A 16,789-nucleotide genomic window follows, 5' to 3' on the forward strand; every position below is an offset into this window, starting at 1 on the left:
TGTTGACTATAGTCAATAGCAGTCGAGGGTGCCACAATGCAAACTGATCATCTGCACGCAGCCGAAGCTGCGGCCGCCGCTGGCATCTCGAAGCCCACCCTCCTCCGGTGGATCAAGCTGGGCAAGATCGCGGACGCGGCGCGGCGCGATCGGAACGGCTGGCGCATCTTCGATCAGGGCGAGGTTGATCGCATCAAGGCGGTCGCGGCTTCCACCCACTCCGTCGGGGGGGTGGAATGACCGATCTCGCCAAGAAGGATGTCGTCAAACGGTGCCCGGACTTTCTCGCCGTGGACTTCTTCTGCGGTGCGGGCGGGACTACGCGCGGACTGATCGACGCGGGCGGCTACGTCATCGCTGGCGTGGACAAGGACACGCGCTGCCGGGAGACCTACGTCGAGAACAATTCGAATGCGACCATCGACTACGCGCCCCCCAAGTTCCTGCGGCGGGACATCTTTCCCGTCACCGACGCATATCCGGATGGCGAATACGCAGAGCTGGAGGGCGACCTCGAGCGGCTGATCGAGCACTACCGCGGTCGCGTGCCGGGCACGCCCCTCCTCTTCGCCATCTGCGCGCCCTGCCAGCCGTTCACGAAGCTCTCCCGCAAGGAGCTGAGCGAAGCCCGCAAGGCTGGTCGTGAGCGCGACAGCAACCTCCTGACCGAGGCGGCCAAGTTCGTAGCGCGGTTCCGGCCGGAGATGGTTCTGTCCGAAAACGTCCAAGGCATCGGCGACCCAAAGTACGGCGGCGTCTGGGACGACTTCAAGGCGCAGTTGGGCGGGCTTGGATACGCTACGGGCAGCAAGGTCCTCTGCACATCTAACTTCGGCGTTCCCCAGTACCGGCGGCGCTCCATCCTCGTCGCTGCTCGGCGCGAGCTGGCAAACCCTGCCTTTCTCACCGACGGCGGCCTGGGTGATCTGATCGTGCCTGAGGCGGACCCAGACAACGTCGTCAAGACGGTCCAGACTGCGATCGGCCATCTCCCGCCCCTGACGGCTGGCGCGACCGACCCGACGATTCCCAATCACAAAACTCGCTCGTTAAGCGACTTAAACTTGAAGCGCCTCTCGGCGGCCCTGCCAGGCGTGTCGAATATCTATATGGAAAACACGCCAGACGGGGACCTGTCGCTGGCCTGTCATCGCAAAGTGAACGCTAAGCTCCAGACGCGATGTTTCACCGATGTTTACACTCGGATGAGCCCCGATCGCCCGTCGCCAACGATTACGACCAAGTGCCACAGCATCTCCAATGGCCGGTTCGGACACTTCGACGTCCAGCAGCTGCGCGGAATTTCGCTGCGCGAGGCCGCGGTGCTCCAGTCGTTTCCGGCCGACTACGTCTTCTATCCAACCCATATGATCGAGCCTATCGCCCGAATGATTGGAAACGCGGTGCCTCCAAGGCTCGCAGAGTTCTTCTCACGACATCTGACTGCCTCCATCGCGGAGCCGGACGCGCGGGATGCCCCGCAGTTCGCTGGTGCATCGGCCGTCGCGCATGGCTGAGGACGTCGCGATCGAGCCGATAGCAACGTCCTCGACGTCGAACGTCTCATTTAAGACGCGGGCGCGGACGATCGACCACCTCGGCCGCGGTCAAATCGCCGACGCGCCGACTGCGGTGAGCGAGCTGTGGAAGAACGCCTGGGACGCCTACGCGACAAATGTGTCGCTGAACATCTTCGACGGAGCGACCGCGGTGGCGGCGGTTTTCGACGATGGGGTCGGGATGTCCGCATCCGATTTTGTCGACCGATGGTTGGTGATCGGGACCGAGTCCAAAGTCGACGGCCCGCCCCAGCCACCCCCGGCCGACTTCGAGGGGCCCGCCCGCCAGCGACAGGGTGAGAAGGGTATCGGCCGACTGTCCGCCGCTTTTCTGGCGCCGGCGACACTGGTACTTTCTCAACAGCTTGGGGGCAGCCTTACGGCCGTTCTTGTTGATTGGCGGCTGTTTGAGAACCCGTTCCTCTCGCTCGATGAGATCATAATCCCAGTTCGCACATTCGCAGACGACGTCGCCGTCCTCACCGAGTTGCCGCGGATGGTCGAAGTCGTCCTGAACAACCTCGGCCCCGTCGGCAATGACGGAATCCGCGAGCTCACCGAGCCATGGCGACGGTTCGCCAACGATGAGGAGGCCGATGGTAAGGTCTCGACGGCGGACTGTATCGTCGAGTTCTGGAAGGATATTCCGCTCCATCAGCGACATCTCGACGAGTGGCCGGTCACGGCCGACCTCTCGGCGAAAGGCACCGCTCTGTATTTGCTCGGAGCACACCATGAGCTATCAGTGTGGCTAGACGCATCGCACGAGGATCAGGAAGCCAAGAACGTTAAGGAGCGCCTGACCGACATCCTCACGGGCTTTACTGATACTCTGACTGATCATCCGGTCGAGTTTGGATACGAAGTGCTTACGTTCCGCGGTGCCACTCCGCGACGCGTCTTGTCGTCGACCGACGTGTTTGATCTGGATGACTTCCACCAGCTCGAACATACGGTCGAGGGCCGCTTCGACGACAACGGTGTGTTCCGAGGTGTCGTCCGCGCCTTTGGTCAAGACCTCGGTGAGCGGATCATCCCCCCGCAACGGCCACTGCCCAAGGGGCGGGGGGACAAGCCGGGAGCATTCGACTTCGCGATTGGAACGTTCGAGCAGCTTGCGGCAAATTCGACCCACAATGCGCGACGGCATAAGGACCTCGCGGATCAGGTCGACAAATACGGCGGTGTGAGGGTCTATCGAGATGGACTGCGTGTCATGCCATACGGCTCGGCCGACGCGGACTTTTTCGCGCTCGAAGAAAAGCGGCAAAAGCACGCTGGTCGGTACTTTTGGGCCCATCGGAGAAGCTTTGGCCGATTGGCCTTCAGCAGAGCCAATAATCCGGGACTTCGTGATAAGGCTGGTCGTGAAGGGTTGGTCGAGAACCGCGCCAGTCGGGAACTACGGCTGCTGGTCCAAGACCTACTAATCAAGCTTGCCGCGGACTATTTTGGCACGGACGCACCCGAGCGACCGGAGCGCATCGCGGAGGCCCAGAAGCGCAATCAGAAGGGCAAGAAGGCGGCGGATCAGGCCCGCAAGGCGCGAAAGTCGGCATTTCGGCAATATCTGGCCTCCGCCAGCGTAAGGATGCCTTCGATCAGCCAACGAGCCCGGAACGTGGCTGACAAGCTCGACGACGCGAACACACTCCCCGACCGCGACGCGCTCGCATTGTTGAGAGGCGAGCTCGAGCGTACCCGCGCCGAGATCGCCGAAGTCACGCCTCTCGACGTCCCGAACAATCTCGGCGAGGCGGAGCAGACTTATCGCAACTTGCGCGACGAAATCGACGAGGCGACCGATCTGGTCCGGTTATCGGAGGAGGCGCTCCGGGCACTGGAGGCGGCGCAGGGCGCAGCATCGCCGAAGGAGGTGGCCCGTGCCGTGCAGCTCCATCATCGAAAAGCGCTCGACGTGGTGCTCGAGGGCTATCAGGGAGAGGTGCGCGAAGGCTTCCGCGCCCTGATGGAGCAATGGACGGCCAACCTGGCAGACGACCACACCCGCTACGAGCGGGCGACCGCGCCCATCGTCCGCGACGTCACAAAGGCGACGAACCTCGCCGATGTCCTGGCCTTGCTGGAGACGAACCGTCTCCAGCTGGAGACGGAATTCGCCGAGCGCTATCGCCCGATCATCCGCAACGTCGGCAGTATAGTGGAAGGCGTCGACATCGAGACCGCGCTGGCCGCGGTCGACGAGGATCGGGAGGATCTTGACCGCAGGGTCCGAGATCTGAACGCAGTCGCCCAGCTCGGAATCACGGTAGAGATCATCGGCCACGAGCTCGAGTCGCTCGATGGGGAGGTAAGTCGGAACCTCGAGATGCTTCCGTCCGAGGTGAAGGGCAGCAAGGCGTACCGGCAGGCGCTCGAGGCGCACAGGGCGCTGACTGAGAAGCTGCGATTCCTGTCGCCCCTGCAGCTCGCCGGGGCGCGGATCCGCGAACGCATGACCGGTCGGCTGATCGGCGACTACGTCCGCGAGTTCTTCGGTTCGACCTTCGAGGACAACAAGATCCTGTTCGAGACGACACCCGCATTCGACGCAATCGGCTTCACAGAGATGCGATCACGGATCTTCCCGGTGTTCATCAATCTGGTGAACAACGCGATCTACTGGGTGGCGAGATCGTCGGAGCGGGTGGTGCGGCTCGACTTCGTTGACGGCAAGATAGTGGTCGCCGATACGGGACCGGGCGTTGATCGCGACGACGTTTGGCGACTTTTCCAGCTCTTCTTCACGAAGCGTTCGTCCGGTAGGGGGGTCGGACTGTATCTGAGTCGAGTTAACCTGGAGGCTGGGCGTCACTCGATAAGGTATGCCGAGGACTCGGACCCCCACGTCCTGCCGGGCGCCAACTTCATCATCGAACTTCGGGGGGTGGGCGATGGAAACGGCGCAGTTTGAAGCCAACTTCGCCGACGCGGTGGTGCGGAGCTTTCGCGACGACGCGATCCGAACCGCGGTTTTGATCGACGACCAATTTCCGACCTATCTTCAGATGCACGGGGCGAACCTCAAGGACGACTTCAAAGAGTTCAGGCGGGCGGCCAACCTCTACAGCTTCTTCCATCAACGCGGGCTCATCTGCGACATCGAGAACTGGCGGAATCCGGAGGATGCTGACCTGGAGCTGATCGACAAGGCTCGGAAAAGTGACTTGGTCGTGCTGGACTACCAGCTCGGCGCAGGCGGGCCCAAGACAGCGCTGGAGATCCTTCGGCACCTCGCCGTCTCGGCTCATTTCAATCTAGTCGTACTATATACCAACGATCCGCTAACTAAGGTCGCCCTGGCGGCGGCAGCGGCGATGCGGGGCGTCGCGCCTCCCGATCCGAAGCTCGTTCCGACAGCAGAGGTCTTAGGCGAGGCTGCGGCAATCCTGGACCGCGAGGAGTTCCGCGAGGTCGACTCGGCAGGGCTGGTGGCCTACCTCACCCGCGGCGAGACGCCGTGGAAAGCGGACATACAGACCGCCATGGCCGAGGCTGGCATGCACCTGCGCAGCCTTCGGCCGCTGACCAGTCACATTGCGAGACGCTGGATCCAGCAGGTTTCCGAGGGTTACACGCCTGCCGAGGGGCCAATCCTTGAGCTTCGGTGCGACCTCGGCGTTGCAGGCACGATGTGGATCCACTGCGGCAGCTGCTTCGTTGCCGTCGTCGACAAGCTGAAGGCGGGTGCCGAACAGGATGAGGGTAACTACGTCTGGAACCGGGTGGGTGCAGCCCTACGAGCATGGCGTCCGAACTTCTACCGTCTCGTGCTATCAGAGATCCAGAACGCCTTGGAACTAGAAGCCGTCGCGGATCATGAGGCTTGGTTGGACGACAACCTGTGCCTCGGTCTCGGTCTCTATCTGCTCGAATCCGACGACGCGGCCGCCGGCAAGATGGAGGCTGTCGCGGTGGCAGGCTCGGCTCAGAGCCTTATCGACCGGTTCGTCGACCTCATCCGCCGTAGGCTGGCAACGCACTTGAAGATCACCGAGACCGCAACCCACATGCTCTCGGCGCGGTTGTCGACTGCGCTCAGCGCGCCGGGGCCGGGTGAGAGCAGCCGCCATGTCAGGGCGCGGCAGCTGGCCCACGTAGCCGCGGATACGGCATGCGACTGGCAGGAGAAGGTCCTGCCCGCCGTCAACGCCTTCATGATGTCCGACGAATTCCGCGGTGGCCACATTACGACGGGCTCGGTTCTACAATCAGATGGGGCTCACTATTGGCTCTGCGTCTCGCCAGCCTGTGACCTCGAACCGAGGGAGACCGGGCCGGTGCTTATGCAGGTTATCCGGCTGAGCCCGCGGCCATCGACGGACAAATATTCCACAGGCGAGCACATCGTCATCGCCACGGAAAAGGGGCCGGCCGTGCTGACGGCGTTGAACGCGCTCAACCGACAGCCTTCGCTGAAGGTGATTCTGCTTCCAAATGGCGCCGGCGTCGTCCGCGATGGAAAAGCCCCTCCTATGCTGACTGGATGGTTCGCGTACACGATGGCACCGAGCGCCTTCGGCCCGACAGTGGTTGGAGCGGCCCCGCCCACTGCGGCGGCAGAGGCGGTGATTGAGGCGCCAGCCGAGGCCGGAGAGCCCGCGCCAGCCGCCCATAGTGAAGGCGGCACCGCGTTCACCGTGGTCGCGCAGCTTCGGGGGACGTTCGCCACCCGTTTTCTGCTGGCGGCCGGTCAACACCTGTCGCGTGTGGGCGTCGACTTCATCGATCTATAGCGCCCACCGCGTCGGGTGACATCAGCCCTCGACACTCATCGTGAGCTCTATCCTGCTCGGCTGCTTCCGAGGACGCGAGCGAGACTCTCGCCTGGGGTGGCACTTCAGTCCGAGCTTTAGAGCACCGCTGGTGGTCCATCATCGCTGTTCGTGGCCGCTGAGACGACCGTCATGGCGTTCCAGGGCGAACCTAAGGGAGACACGGCCTTCCGCATCTTGCAGGCGTGAGGCTGCTGGTCCAGCCCGGCATCCTGGTCGAGACGGGGGTAGCCACTGGCAAGTGTTCGCTGCCCTTCTGAGATGCGCGTCACCTTTGCCGCGTGTCTGTGCGAATGCATTCGCATCATGTTACCAAAGGACGAGCAAACCGTGGGATGCATCAATGCCCGAGCTGGCCAAGTTCTGTTGTTTCGCCTGCCCCGCCAACGACTTTGCGGAGAAGGCGCTCGAGCAATGCTGTCCAACCTGCAACCGTCCGTTTGGCTTTCCCCTTAGCGCGTCGCCTGAAACCATAGGCTCGTATCGGATCATAAAGCCTCTCGGGCGGGGATTTTATGCCTGCACCTACGTCGCCGAGAAGACCGGCGCCTTGAAAACAAAGCATGTTCTCAAGGTAAGTCCTACGTCTCTCTACACGTACTTCAAAAAGGACTTCAACGCCGAGAGCGCGCGCCATGCGCAAGTGGCCGACGGCGCGGAGTACGTGGTCGGCATCTCCGATGTCTTCGACGCGGACGTAGTCTTCGGGGACTTTTCGGCGACCTGCCACGTCGCGGTCCTGGACTACGTTGAAGGGGCGCCGCTTTCCGACCTCTTTACAGGGGCGGAGAAGCTACTGGCGGGCACGGCAGCCCAGGTCGCCGCCGACCTCTTCCGGCTCAAGGCTGAGCTAGAGAGCCGGCTGGTCAACCACAACGACCTCCACGCCTCAAACATCATCGTCGGGCGGCTGACGCCAGGGAAGTACCGCCAGGGCGCTATGGATGCGTCCGTGCGGGTCGTGGCGATCGATCTGGGCTCCGTCGCGCCTGACCGCAGGTCGGGGAACGGCTATCTGGGCGATTTGCACTGGATCGGGCGGCACATCCAAGCCTTGACGGAGGTTTTGCTCCGCGAACCCGACACGATCAGTGACTTGGATAGCCGGGTGGCCAACGCGCTTCAGATGATTGCCCAGAGCATCGTCCCCGCACTTGAGAACCAGCGAACTCCAGATGCCGATGATTTCGTTCATCTGATCGAGGAGCAGTACTTCAAGACATCTGAGCCTTGGCGGCCCTGGCGCAATCCGCTTGTGCTGAAAACTTTCAATGCATCGTACAACGCCCAGACGCTGGACGCTTGGCACGTCCCACAGCTCCTCGTCGATCCGGATGGCACTTGGCTCGCGCGGATCAGTGCGCCCGGCCCGTTGGTGATGACCGGTATGCGCGGCTGCGGCAAAACGCTGCTGCTTCGTGCTGTGCAGTTTCATGCGCGTGCGGCGCGGCATGCGGATGAGTCCGACGCGGACGTCATGACGCGCCTGGCGAAGGATAATTACGTCGGACTTTTTGTATCGGCCCAGCGCCTGCTCAACGTGGGCCAGAGCACGGAGTCGCAGACTAGGGATCTGTTTCCCCGCCTCTTTGTCGCCTATGCGCTCGAGGCCGCCCGCGCGCTGGCGCACCTGCGGGACATTTCCCCACAAAAGGTCAGGCACGATGCCCATGCCGTGCTCCTCTCCGCAGTCCTGGCCGCTCTTGATCCCAGCCCCGCCAGGGCGGACTTGGCGACCGTCGAACAGCTGGAGCGGCACCTCAGCAGCATGCTGGTGAACCTCAGCCGCAGCGACAGCGATATTCGACTAGCCTCGCATCCGGCCAACGCGTTCGTTAATCTTGCCGAATCAATCCGAAACGCGTCGACGCTCTGGACCTCGGCTCAAGTGCTGTTCCTGCTCGACGATGTATCCACTCGCTACATGGAACCGGATCGCGTCGAGGATGTGCTTTCAGCCCTGATCTTTCAGAACCCCAACTGCGCCTTCAAGATGACGTCCGAGGCGCAGACCATTTTCCTCAGCCTCAAGTCGCCGGGCACCGTCAACCCGGCCGCGCACTGGCGAGACTTCGCCACCTTTGACCTCGGCGCGGAGGTCAATCAGCGGTTGAAGGACCGCGAGGGCAAGCCATTCGTGGAGATGATTCTGCAGCAGCGGGCTAGATTCTACCCGGGGCATCCCCGTGGCCGCCCGTCCGAAGTGCTGGGCGACGTACCGCGTGAGCAGATAGCGGAGATCATCGCAAGCTCAAAGCCGGACTCCAACGACCGCAAGCGAGTCTACAGGGGCCTGACGGCACTGACGGCCGTGTGCGTCGGGGACATCGGGAGCGTAATTACCATCTATGAGAACATGCTCACGCGCTCGGGGGGACGTATCCCAGTTGCGGACGACGTTCAAAATAACGTCTTCCAGGATTACTGCTCCCGGCACCTTTACCTGCTTGACCGGCGGGAAGGAAACTTAAAAGCAGTCGCCCAGTCCTTCGCGGAAGCCGCCCATGAGCTGCTGATCCAGTCCGGAAAGCGCGGCGGCCGGCGGCGCCTTAGGCAGTACGCGAGCATCTACGTGCGGATCACCACCGGCGATCCAGACGAGCAGATGGCACGGCTGCGCGAGCTAGTGGACGCGGGCGTGTTCGTATTCACCGGCGGGGCGGCCCGCACCAAGACGCGCGACTCGAACCCCACTCAGCAATTCAAGCTCACCTTCCGGAAGATCTACGGTTTGGTGAATTTCATCGGTCTGGCGGAGCGCGATCGTTTCGAGCTGTCCGGGAAGGACCTTGAGGACTGGCTTTCCAACCCCGCGGACGGCAAGGCGATTCTGATGAGGAATCTGCGATCGGCTTCCGAAGCTGGCGACGACGCCGAAGAGGTCGAAGCGCCCATTGCCGCCTCCTCGAGATCGAGAACGCGCCAGGGTGCACTGGACCTCACGCTCCCAATGCCCAAGCTTCCTGAAGAGAAGGATTTGACGACGACCGAGCGCTTGCTTAAGGACTCACATCTGCCCCTGCCGACGATCGAGGAGTTGGATTTCACGCAGCTTTCGATAGGCGGCGTTGACACGGTCGTGATGCTCGCCCTGGGGTTCGAAGAACGTACTAAGGCTTCGGCCGCCCGCCTGCTCGCAGCCACCCGGCCACGGCAGGTTGTCGCTCTGCGCTATCCCGAGCCCGGATACTCGAATGATATACTGCAGCTGGTCGAAGAGTCCGGGGCCAGTGTTCGCATCATCGACTACGCCGACTTCCTAAAAGGTGCCTCGATTTCGCTCGGCGAGCGATCCGTCATCGATGTCACTGGCCTGGCCAAACCAGCGATCTTCAAGTTGATACGGGAAGCGTTGATCAGTTCGAGTCGCGTCGATGTCGCTTACACCGCCGCGGAACACTACTTCCCGCTGGAGGCCGACCTGGACGAGGTGGTGAAGGCATTCACCTCCGACAACCATCACCAACTGCTGCTATCCCTCAAAGGTGTCCTGACTGGGGAAGACGGGCCGTACCGCTCTACACCGCAGCTGCCAGATGATTCCGACGGCACACGTTTAAGAGGGCTCTTTGCGTTCGCATCCTCCAAGCACGAACGGCTAATCCAACTGGTGGAGGAGCGCGACTATGACCTCATCGAGGTGATGGTAAGCGAGAAGCAGAACTCGCGCTCCAAGATCGCGCAGATCGCTGCCGAGGTCGCGGTGCGCGGGCAAGATAGCGGCAACATCCGAACGTGCAACGCCGGTGACCCTGCCATGGTCCTCCAAGCCCTGGCAGAGCGCTACGAGGCGTGGTCTGTCCGCGACGGGCTGAATTTCGAGATAGGCCTAACCGGAAACAAGATTCAGACCGTGGCCGCCGCCGCATTCAGCGCGTCGTACAGGGTGAACCAGGCCTGGTACGTGTCGCCGGCGACTTTCGATCGCCAGCGCTTTACGACCGGCGTTGGAGACACGCGTGTCTTTCGAATCAAATCGTTCCGAGTATAATGCTGGCTTGCGGCTCGCAAGCGCACCTTTCGAACGTCCCCTGAAGGGGCATTCTGAGACCTTTCTCTCGGTTGAACGTCCGCTATCGTTTTTCGCACGCCGTAAGCCGCCAGTTCGCTAACGGCGAGCCGAGACCTTCGATGCCGCATTGCTGTTCGCAGCAAAGACATTCTGCGGTCAGATGTTCGTGCTCTGTTCTTCCGTAGTCGCATAATTGGCAGTGCGGAACGCGCTAAGCAGCAGGAGGGGAAGGACCCTTCACAACGCTGAGGCCCGGCCAACATCGGCTGGGTGCACAATTCAGCTAATCCGCTAATCCGGCCGTGCTTCCGATACGACAGCTTCCAGGAGCAGGATAACCTCGACATTAACGCTGGTAATTGCTTGCGAGTGAAGGGGCTGATTGGCCCAACGGGCGATCGAGACTACCAATGGGTAGTCTTCAACCGCCACCTCATGGATCTTGATCGACGTCCCCGTACGATCCAACAGCAAAAGCAGAGGAGTCACCCCTCCGTCTGATTTGATCGCGATCGCGGCAAGCCGCTGAACGTCCGCATGGCTCTCAACGCGAACATTGAAGAGTATTCGCCCTCCAGATTTATCGGCGCAGTCACCTGCTACGGAATCGAAGCTAGCCGCCGGAAAGTCTGCAGCTTGGACAATCAGCTCGATCAAAACCGTCTCAAGTTGTGGCGCGCTACCCATACAGCGACGTAATCGGCAGACTCTCGCATAAATCAAGCCGGCGTCCTGGCGTATCCCCGGATCATCGGCACAGGCGGTCGGGAATGAGTTTTCGTGTGGTTACGGGAAGCACTCGAAGCACAGCTTGTCTCGGACCCTGAACGCACTCTGGTGTTGGCGCAGGCCCGGCAAGAAGTACGCCCCTTGTTCGGCCCCACCGCAACAGAGCTTCTGCCGGAAATCCCTGCGGAGCACGTTCGCCGCGCAATGTGCGATGCACTTCCTTCAGCTCCATAACCTGACAGGTGGCGAACGAGACGTCCACTGACACTTGCCCGCATGTGGCGGACGGCGACAACTGGCGAGGGTTTTGTTGCAACAAAACGGGTTGAAGTGCCGGCGATCATGTCGAAATAGCTGGCGATTGATTGTCCTCCGAGGAAGCGCCTCTCGATTTCTGCGAGATACGCGGCTGGAAAGACGCCTCGGATTCCTCCGCCATCAATCGAGAGAATTCGAAACAGGCGATCCTTGGAGCAAGGTTGCTTGAAGCGCGCGTGCTGAATCGTTCGTTCTGAGCGGCGAGGCGGTACAAAGTTCATTGCAGAATCTCCATCGACGCCGGAAGCGGATCATTTGTGTGACGGCCGCCGCCGGTCCACTTGCCGGTCATCAGCCAGAGTTCGTAACAACCGAGCCGGCCCGCGCCCTTCAGGATCTCGGCGACGCGCTCCGCGCCTCGTATCTTTGCCGTCTCGAGGGCGAGGACGAGTGCATCGGGCTGCGTTGGAGCCGCATCCTTGACTTCGATCTGCGGCTCTTCCCTGGCGGGATCAACGACAAAGGTCAGCCGCACCGTCCTGCCGGTTCTCTTCGCGCGTTTGACCGTACCGGACAGCATTGTGTCCGCCATCTCTTGGCAGTTTGTCAGGTTATCTTCACTGCCCTGCTAATCCGTCACTCTCTAACTATCTGAAAAACAGCCACAAATTTTATCCTTATCTGTCTGCCAGGGTGGCACGAGATTTGCTCATTAGCTAACAGGCTTCGGAGCCGTATTCGTGTCGCAAGGTACAGCAAAGGAAGGAAACAACTTGCCAGATCTGCGACCGAAAACACTTTATGTGGCCGGTAACATCATCAACGGCATTGCCAACGCCGGCGGCGATACCGCGCAGAAGTGGGAACATCACGGTAGTACGCGCCCGACTCCGGCTCGGCTCCGGAATACAAAAGGATAGCGCTATGATTGTGCGTAGCCTGCAGGATGTTGAAGCGACCGATCACTTCGTCGATTGGGGCAATGGTACTAGCCACCGCCTCCTGACGGATAAGGACGGCATGGGCTTTAGCATCTGCCACACCGTAGTGCGCGCTAACACCGTCTCGCTTCTGCAATACCGTAATCATCTCGAAGCCTGCTACTGCATCGCCGGAGAGGGCGAGGTCGAGGACATGGACGGTAATGTCTTCCCCATTCGCAAGGGCGACATCTATGTGCTTGACAAGCATGACAAGCATCTTCTGCGCGGGGGCCGGGACAAGGACCTGATCCTCGTCAGTATCTTCAACCCGCCCCTCAACGGAACCGAGCGCCACAAGCTCAACGACCCGGCAGGCTCGGCATATTGAGCAAGGCGAACAAACGCCAGATCTCATATAAACCGCCGCTCATTGCGAGGAACATTCAAGCGCTCCCGTGAATGTCGCGGTTTCCAATGACCATGCGGAACGCCAGAACGGCATCGCTGTCCACGCGGGCTGCCGCCGCGTAGCCGGGACATCTTCGTGGAAAGCCCCGGGTGAGTAGGCCGGAGGAATTTCACCTGCCGGCCTCTCGCAGAACGGTGCATGAACCTCTCGATTCACACCGCTCCCATCAGGCGAACGTATTCGTTTCGAACACCTTCCAATGCAACATCGGGCGAGATTCCGGAAGGCTTGTGCCGATTGACAGCGCGCTCAATGGTACGATGTCCGGCAATGTCGGATAAGTGACATAGCAGTATTATTGCTATCATATTGATTGAGAACGATTTCACCTTTGGCACGGTACATGCGTCGTCCTCTAAAAAGGCGCATAGACTGAGGAGAAGCCGTCCGATGATCACGCTCATCGGAAGCTCAGACGAGGTTAAGGTGGCAGCTGCGATACTGCCGGCGACGATATTTGGTGACGTGGGAGCTTGGCAGGGACATTGGGAAGATCTGGCTCCGCGCAAGAGTTTCGTTACCGCAAATGCACGCCAGATTACACAAGCGATTGTGGGCGCCCCCGAGCAGATCCGAACCAGTGTGACCGATCACGTGGGGCGGCGCCTAGGGCGGGAACTGCCCAGCTTGGTGGGTGAACTGCTGGAGGGGTGAAGATGGCATATCGGTCTTCTCCGGCGCGCGCAAGCGCTTGCGAACCAGGCGATCGGGATAGGCATCCTGCAGCGCGATCAATCTCCTCCAGCGTCTTTGTTGGCAGTGGTACGCTCGCAGTTAGGTGCGCTCAGCTGGCAATGGAGATGGGCCACGTCATTGGTGCGGCCCTGTGTGGTGACGCCATATTCGCAGAGTGGGCGGCTCGCGCCAACATCTTGTGCGTTGCGACTGTTGAAGAGCTCTCGACGTTCCTGAACACCGAGCCGGTGGATTGGATTTTCTCCGTTGCCAATCCGTTCATATTGCCGGTGGATGTGTTCGGGCGGGTGCGTCAAGGTGCTTTCAATTACCACGACGGTCCATTGCCACGATATGCGGGAACGCACGCGACGTCCTGGGCGCTGCTGGCGCAAGAGACCGAACATGCCATCACGTGGCATCGTATCGATGATGGTGTTGATACGGGTGACGTCGTGGTTCAGCGCCAAGTGCTGATTGCGCCCACCGATACGGCGTTGAGCTTGAACCTCAAATGCTATGAAGCTGCAGTCGAGGGTTTCCGCGAGCTTTTGACTGGCCTCAAGAGCGGGAAGCTTACTGGCTATCCGCAAGCGCTGGTGAACCGAAGCTATTTTCCGAGACATCGACGCCCAGATGCGGCAGGCTGTCTGCGATGGGATCGATCCGCGCAAGACCTGTCAGCGATGACGCGGGCCCTGGACTTTGGGCCATATCATCCCAATCCATTGTGTCTGCCCAAGGCTCTCATAGGCGAAGAGGTTGTCACAGTCAGACGCGTGGAGGTGCTGGCTCGACGCTCGGGCGTTCCGGCAGGTTGCCTGCTTGAAGTTCACTCCAGCCATTGGCGTGTGGCGACGGGTACGCAGGATGTCGATGTTTGCTTTGGCGGCCCCGACGGGCAGGTGCTGGACGCGAGCGCCCTCGCTAGGCACTCCAATCTGGATGAAGGTAGTCGCCTGCCGATCTTGAGCGATGAACACGTGCGGAGCATAACTGCCACCCATGAATTGCTGGCGCCTCGGGAGGATTTTTGGCGACAGCGGCTAGAGCAGTTTAAAACATCGCAGCTTCCCTTCGTGTCGTCGTCCGTAGCTGAGACGCCGCCCAGATGGCAGTCGAGTTCGGGGGGCATTCCAAGTGCTTTGGCTAAACTGTCGCCACTCGATCGCACGGAATACTTGGTAACGGCTTGGCTGATCTATCTCGCCCGCATCACGGGAGAAGCAGAGCTTCAACTGGGATGGACGCCTGCATCGGATAGATCGCAAGCCGGTTTGAAGGCGGTGGAGATGCTTATCGCCTCTGTCGTGCCGATGGAAGTTACCATTGATCTTGCACATGATTTTGAGGAAATGCGCAAAACGGTGGCGGCCGAATTCGCTCAGCTTAGGGCGCACGCTAGCTTTGCCCAGGATCTTATCGCGCGCTGCCCGACATTGCGGGATGTGGAGGTGCTACAATTGCGCCGGCCCTGGTCGATTGGCATCACGATTACAGCAGATAGCTGTTCTGCCGCTGGCAATCTAGCTTCGAACGCGAGTTCTGAGACAACCCTGTCCGGTGATTTGCTGACCTTTGAGGTTTGCGCTCTGGATGGGAGCTTTCGTTGGCATTTTGATGCCAGTCGATTAGCGCCGAAGCAGATCGACCGCATGACGCAGCATTTGCAAACTTTGTTACATGGTGTGATGGTCGATGCGGGGCAGCCGGTCGGCCGCATCGACATCCTGCCGGCCGACGAACGCACGTATCTACTGGAGCAGTTGAACCGGACGGCGGCGCCTTATCCGTCGGAGCGGTGCATCCATGAGCTGTTCGAGGCGCAGGTGCGCCAGGCGCCGGGGGCGGTGGCGGTGGTCCATGAGAACGAGCGCCTGAGCTATGGCGAGCTCAACGCCCGCGCCAACCGGCTGGCCCACCATCTGATCGGGCTTGGGGTGAAGCCGGACCAGCCGGTGGCGATCTGCGTCGAGCGCAGCCCGGCCATGGTGGTGGGGGTGCTTGCGATCCTGAAGGCGGGCGGTGCCTATCTGCCGCTGGATCCGGCCTATCCCTCGGCGCGGCTGCGGCAGATTGTCGACGATGCTGCACCGCAACTGCTACTTTGCGATGCCGCCGGCCGAACCGCACTGGGCGCCGAGGCGCTGGCCGATGTCAGCGTGGTCGATCTGGATACGGCCACCCCGGCCTGGGCCGAGCGGCCGCCTTCGGACCCGGAGCCGCGCACGCTTGGCCTGACCTCACGCCATCTCGCCTATGTCATCTACACCTCCGGCTCAACCGGAACCCCCAAGGGCGTCGAAATGTCCCACGGCTCGCTTGTGAATTCGCTCGCGGGGGTTGGCACGTCAAAACTACGCACACTTCAATTCGCGACCCTGAACTTCGATGTGTCCTCCCAGGAATTGTTCATTTGCTGGAAGGAGGGTGGACTGCTCGTGCTCGTGCGGGAAGAAACCCGTAGGGACTTCTCCGACTTGCTCGAATTCGTGAAGGGGGAGGCGATCGAGCGGCTTTTCCTTCCATTCGTAGCATTGAACCATTTTGCGGAGGTCTGGGGCGGGCAGCAAGTGCAGCTGCCCTCTCTAAGTGAGATCTATACAGCGGGTGAGCAATTGCAGGCCACTCCACGGCTTAGGGCGTTCTTCGAAGCACATCCAAAGGCGAGATTGATCAATCAATACGGGTCGACAGAAATCAACGTCATTGCCGAGCACCGGCTTGCAGCTGACCCATCATGCTGGCCCCAATTGCCTCCCCTCGGGCGTCCGATTGCGAACACGCGGATCTATCTTCTGGACGGGCATGGTGCGCCGGTCCCGTTCGGGGCGGTGGGTGAGCTCTATATCGGCGGGGCAGGCGTTGCGCGTGGCTACCTGAACCGCCCCGAGCTGACGGCGGAGCGGTTTTTGGCCGATCCGTTCAGCGATGAGGCAGGCGCCCGGATGTACCGGACCGGGGACCTGGGGCGTTATCTGCCGGACGGCAATCTGGAGTTCCTGGGCCGCAACGACGACCAGGTGAAGATCCGCGGCTTCCGCATCGAGCCGGGCGAGATCGCGGCGCGGCTTTGCGAGCATGCCTGGGTGCGTGAGGCGGTGGTGGTGGCGCGCCAGGACCGCGCCGGCGACAAGCACCTTGTCGCTTATGTCGTGTGCGCGCCCGAGGCCGGAGCGGAGGAGGACGATGGCGGCGCGCTTGCCGGCGCCTTGCGCGCACATGTGAGCGGGCGGCTGCCGGACTACATGGTGCCAACGGCATTCGTGCGGCTGGCGGCGCTGCCGCTGACGCCGAACGGCAAGCTCGATCGCAAGGCGCTGCCGGCGCCGGCCGACGACGCCTATGCGCGGGCGGCCTATGAGGCGCCGCGCGGCGAGATCGAGACG

Annotated in this window: 10 protein-coding genes and 3 pseudogenes; 9 read left to right on the forward strand and 4 right to left on the reverse strand. The window is 61.2% G+C overall.

Annotated elements, in window-relative coordinates:
• Positions 1 to 36: 36 nt before the first annotated feature.
• The 5 genes from IQ26_RS25195 (at position 37) to IQ26_RS25215 (ending at position 10,325) form a co-directional block, all read left to right on the forward strand.
• Positions 37 to 240: a MerR family transcriptional regulator gene (locus tag IQ26_RS25195; protein WP_145720996.1), complete on the forward strand. Its 204-nt coding sequence runs from the start codon at positions 37 to 39 to the stop codon at positions 238 to 240.
• Positions 237 to 1,517 carry a DNA cytosine methyltransferase gene (locus IQ26_RS25200; RefSeq protein ID WP_145720997.1) on the forward strand — a complete coding sequence of 427 codons (1,281 nt, stop codon included), beginning with the start codon at positions 237 to 239 and terminating at the stop codon, positions 1,515 to 1,517. The genes IQ26_RS25195 and IQ26_RS25200 overlap by 4 nt, the downstream gene beginning before the upstream one ends.
• Positions 1,510 to 4,473, forward strand: a complete 2,964-nt coding sequence (locus IQ26_RS25205) for an ATP-binding protein (protein ID WP_162458062.1) — start codon at positions 1,510 to 1,512, stop codon at positions 4,471 to 4,473. The genes IQ26_RS25200 and IQ26_RS25205 overlap by 8 nt, the downstream gene beginning before the upstream one ends.
• The gene (locus tag IQ26_RS25210) at positions 4,454 to 6,295 is read left to right on the forward strand and encodes a response regulator receiver domain (RefSeq protein WP_145720999.1); all 1,842 of its coding nucleotides are present in this window, start codon (positions 4,454 to 4,456) and stop codon (positions 6,293 to 6,295) included. The genes IQ26_RS25205 and IQ26_RS25210 overlap by 20 nt, the downstream gene beginning before the upstream one ends.
• A 382-nt stretch (positions 6,296 to 6,677) precedes the next feature.
• Complete coding sequence (locus tag IQ26_RS25215) at positions 6,678 to 10,325, forward strand: ORC-CDC6 family AAA ATPase (protein ID WP_145721000.1); 3,648 nt, start codon at positions 6,678 to 6,680, stop codon at positions 10,323 to 10,325.
• A 312-nt stretch (positions 10,326 to 10,637) separates the two neighbouring features.
• Here the strand turns inward: IQ26_RS25215 and IQ26_RS25220 are convergent, their stop codons facing one another.
• Positions 10,638 to 11,003 carry a hypothetical protein gene (locus IQ26_RS25220; protein ID WP_145721001.1) on the reverse strand — a complete coding sequence of 122 codons (366 nt, stop codon included), beginning with the start codon at positions 11,001 to 11,003 and terminating at the stop codon, positions 10,638 to 10,640.
• Positions 11,004 to 11,129: 126 nt separating this feature from the next.
• Here IQ26_RS25220 and IQ26_RS40545 point away from each other — a divergent pair.
• A pseudogene (locus IQ26_RS40545) lies at positions 11,130 to 11,378 on the forward strand (aminoglycoside adenylyltransferase domain-containing protein); the annotation flags it as partial.
• A 20-nt stretch (positions 11,379 to 11,398) separates the two neighbouring features.
• On the opposite strand, the pseudogene IQ26_RS40550 reads toward IQ26_RS40545, so the two are convergent.
• A pseudogene (locus IQ26_RS40550) lies at positions 11,399 to 11,614 on the reverse strand (CBASS cGAMP-activated phospholipase); the annotation flags it as partial.
• Positions 11,611 to 11,913 carry a hypothetical protein gene (locus IQ26_RS25230; RefSeq protein WP_145721002.1) on the reverse strand — a complete coding sequence of 101 codons (303 nt, stop codon included), beginning with the start codon at positions 11,911 to 11,913 and terminating at the stop codon, positions 11,611 to 11,613. The pseudogene IQ26_RS40550 and the gene IQ26_RS25230, both read right to left, overlap by 4 nt.
• 344 nt (positions 11,914 to 12,257) lie before the next feature.
• On the opposite strand from IQ26_RS25230, the gene IQ26_RS25235 reads away from it, so the two are divergent.
• Entirely contained in the window at positions 12,258 to 12,644 is a 387-nt protein-coding gene (locus IQ26_RS25235) for an ectoine synthase (RefSeq protein WP_145721003.1), read from the forward strand.
• A gap of 57 nt (positions 12,645 to 12,701) precedes the next feature.
• On the opposite strand, the pseudogene IQ26_RS41570 reads toward IQ26_RS25235, so the two are convergent.
• Positions 12,702 to 12,811 (reverse strand): annotated as a pseudogene (locus IQ26_RS41570) (IS630 family transposase); the annotation flags it as partial.
• A gap of 304 nt (positions 12,812 to 13,115) precedes the next feature.
• On the opposite strand from IQ26_RS41570, the gene IQ26_RS25240 reads away from it, so the two are divergent.
• Both IQ26_RS25240 and IQ26_RS25245 read left to right on the forward strand, forming a co-directional pair.
• Positions 13,116 to 13,379, forward strand: coding sequence for a hypothetical protein (locus IQ26_RS25240; protein ID WP_145721004.1), 264 nt, complete (start codon positions 13,116 to 13,118; stop codon positions 13,377 to 13,379).
• Positions 13,380 to 13,525: 146 nt separating this feature from the next.
• A partial coding sequence (locus IQ26_RS25245) for an amino acid adenylation domain-containing protein (protein ID WP_162458063.1) occupies positions 13,526 to 16,789 on the forward strand: 3,264 nt, incomplete at its 3' end.

It is taken from the genome of Mesorhizobium tianshanense (assembly GCF_007830515.1).
GTDB lineage: Bacteria > Pseudomonadota > Alphaproteobacteria > Rhizobiales > Rhizobiaceae > Mesorhizobium > Mesorhizobium tianshanense.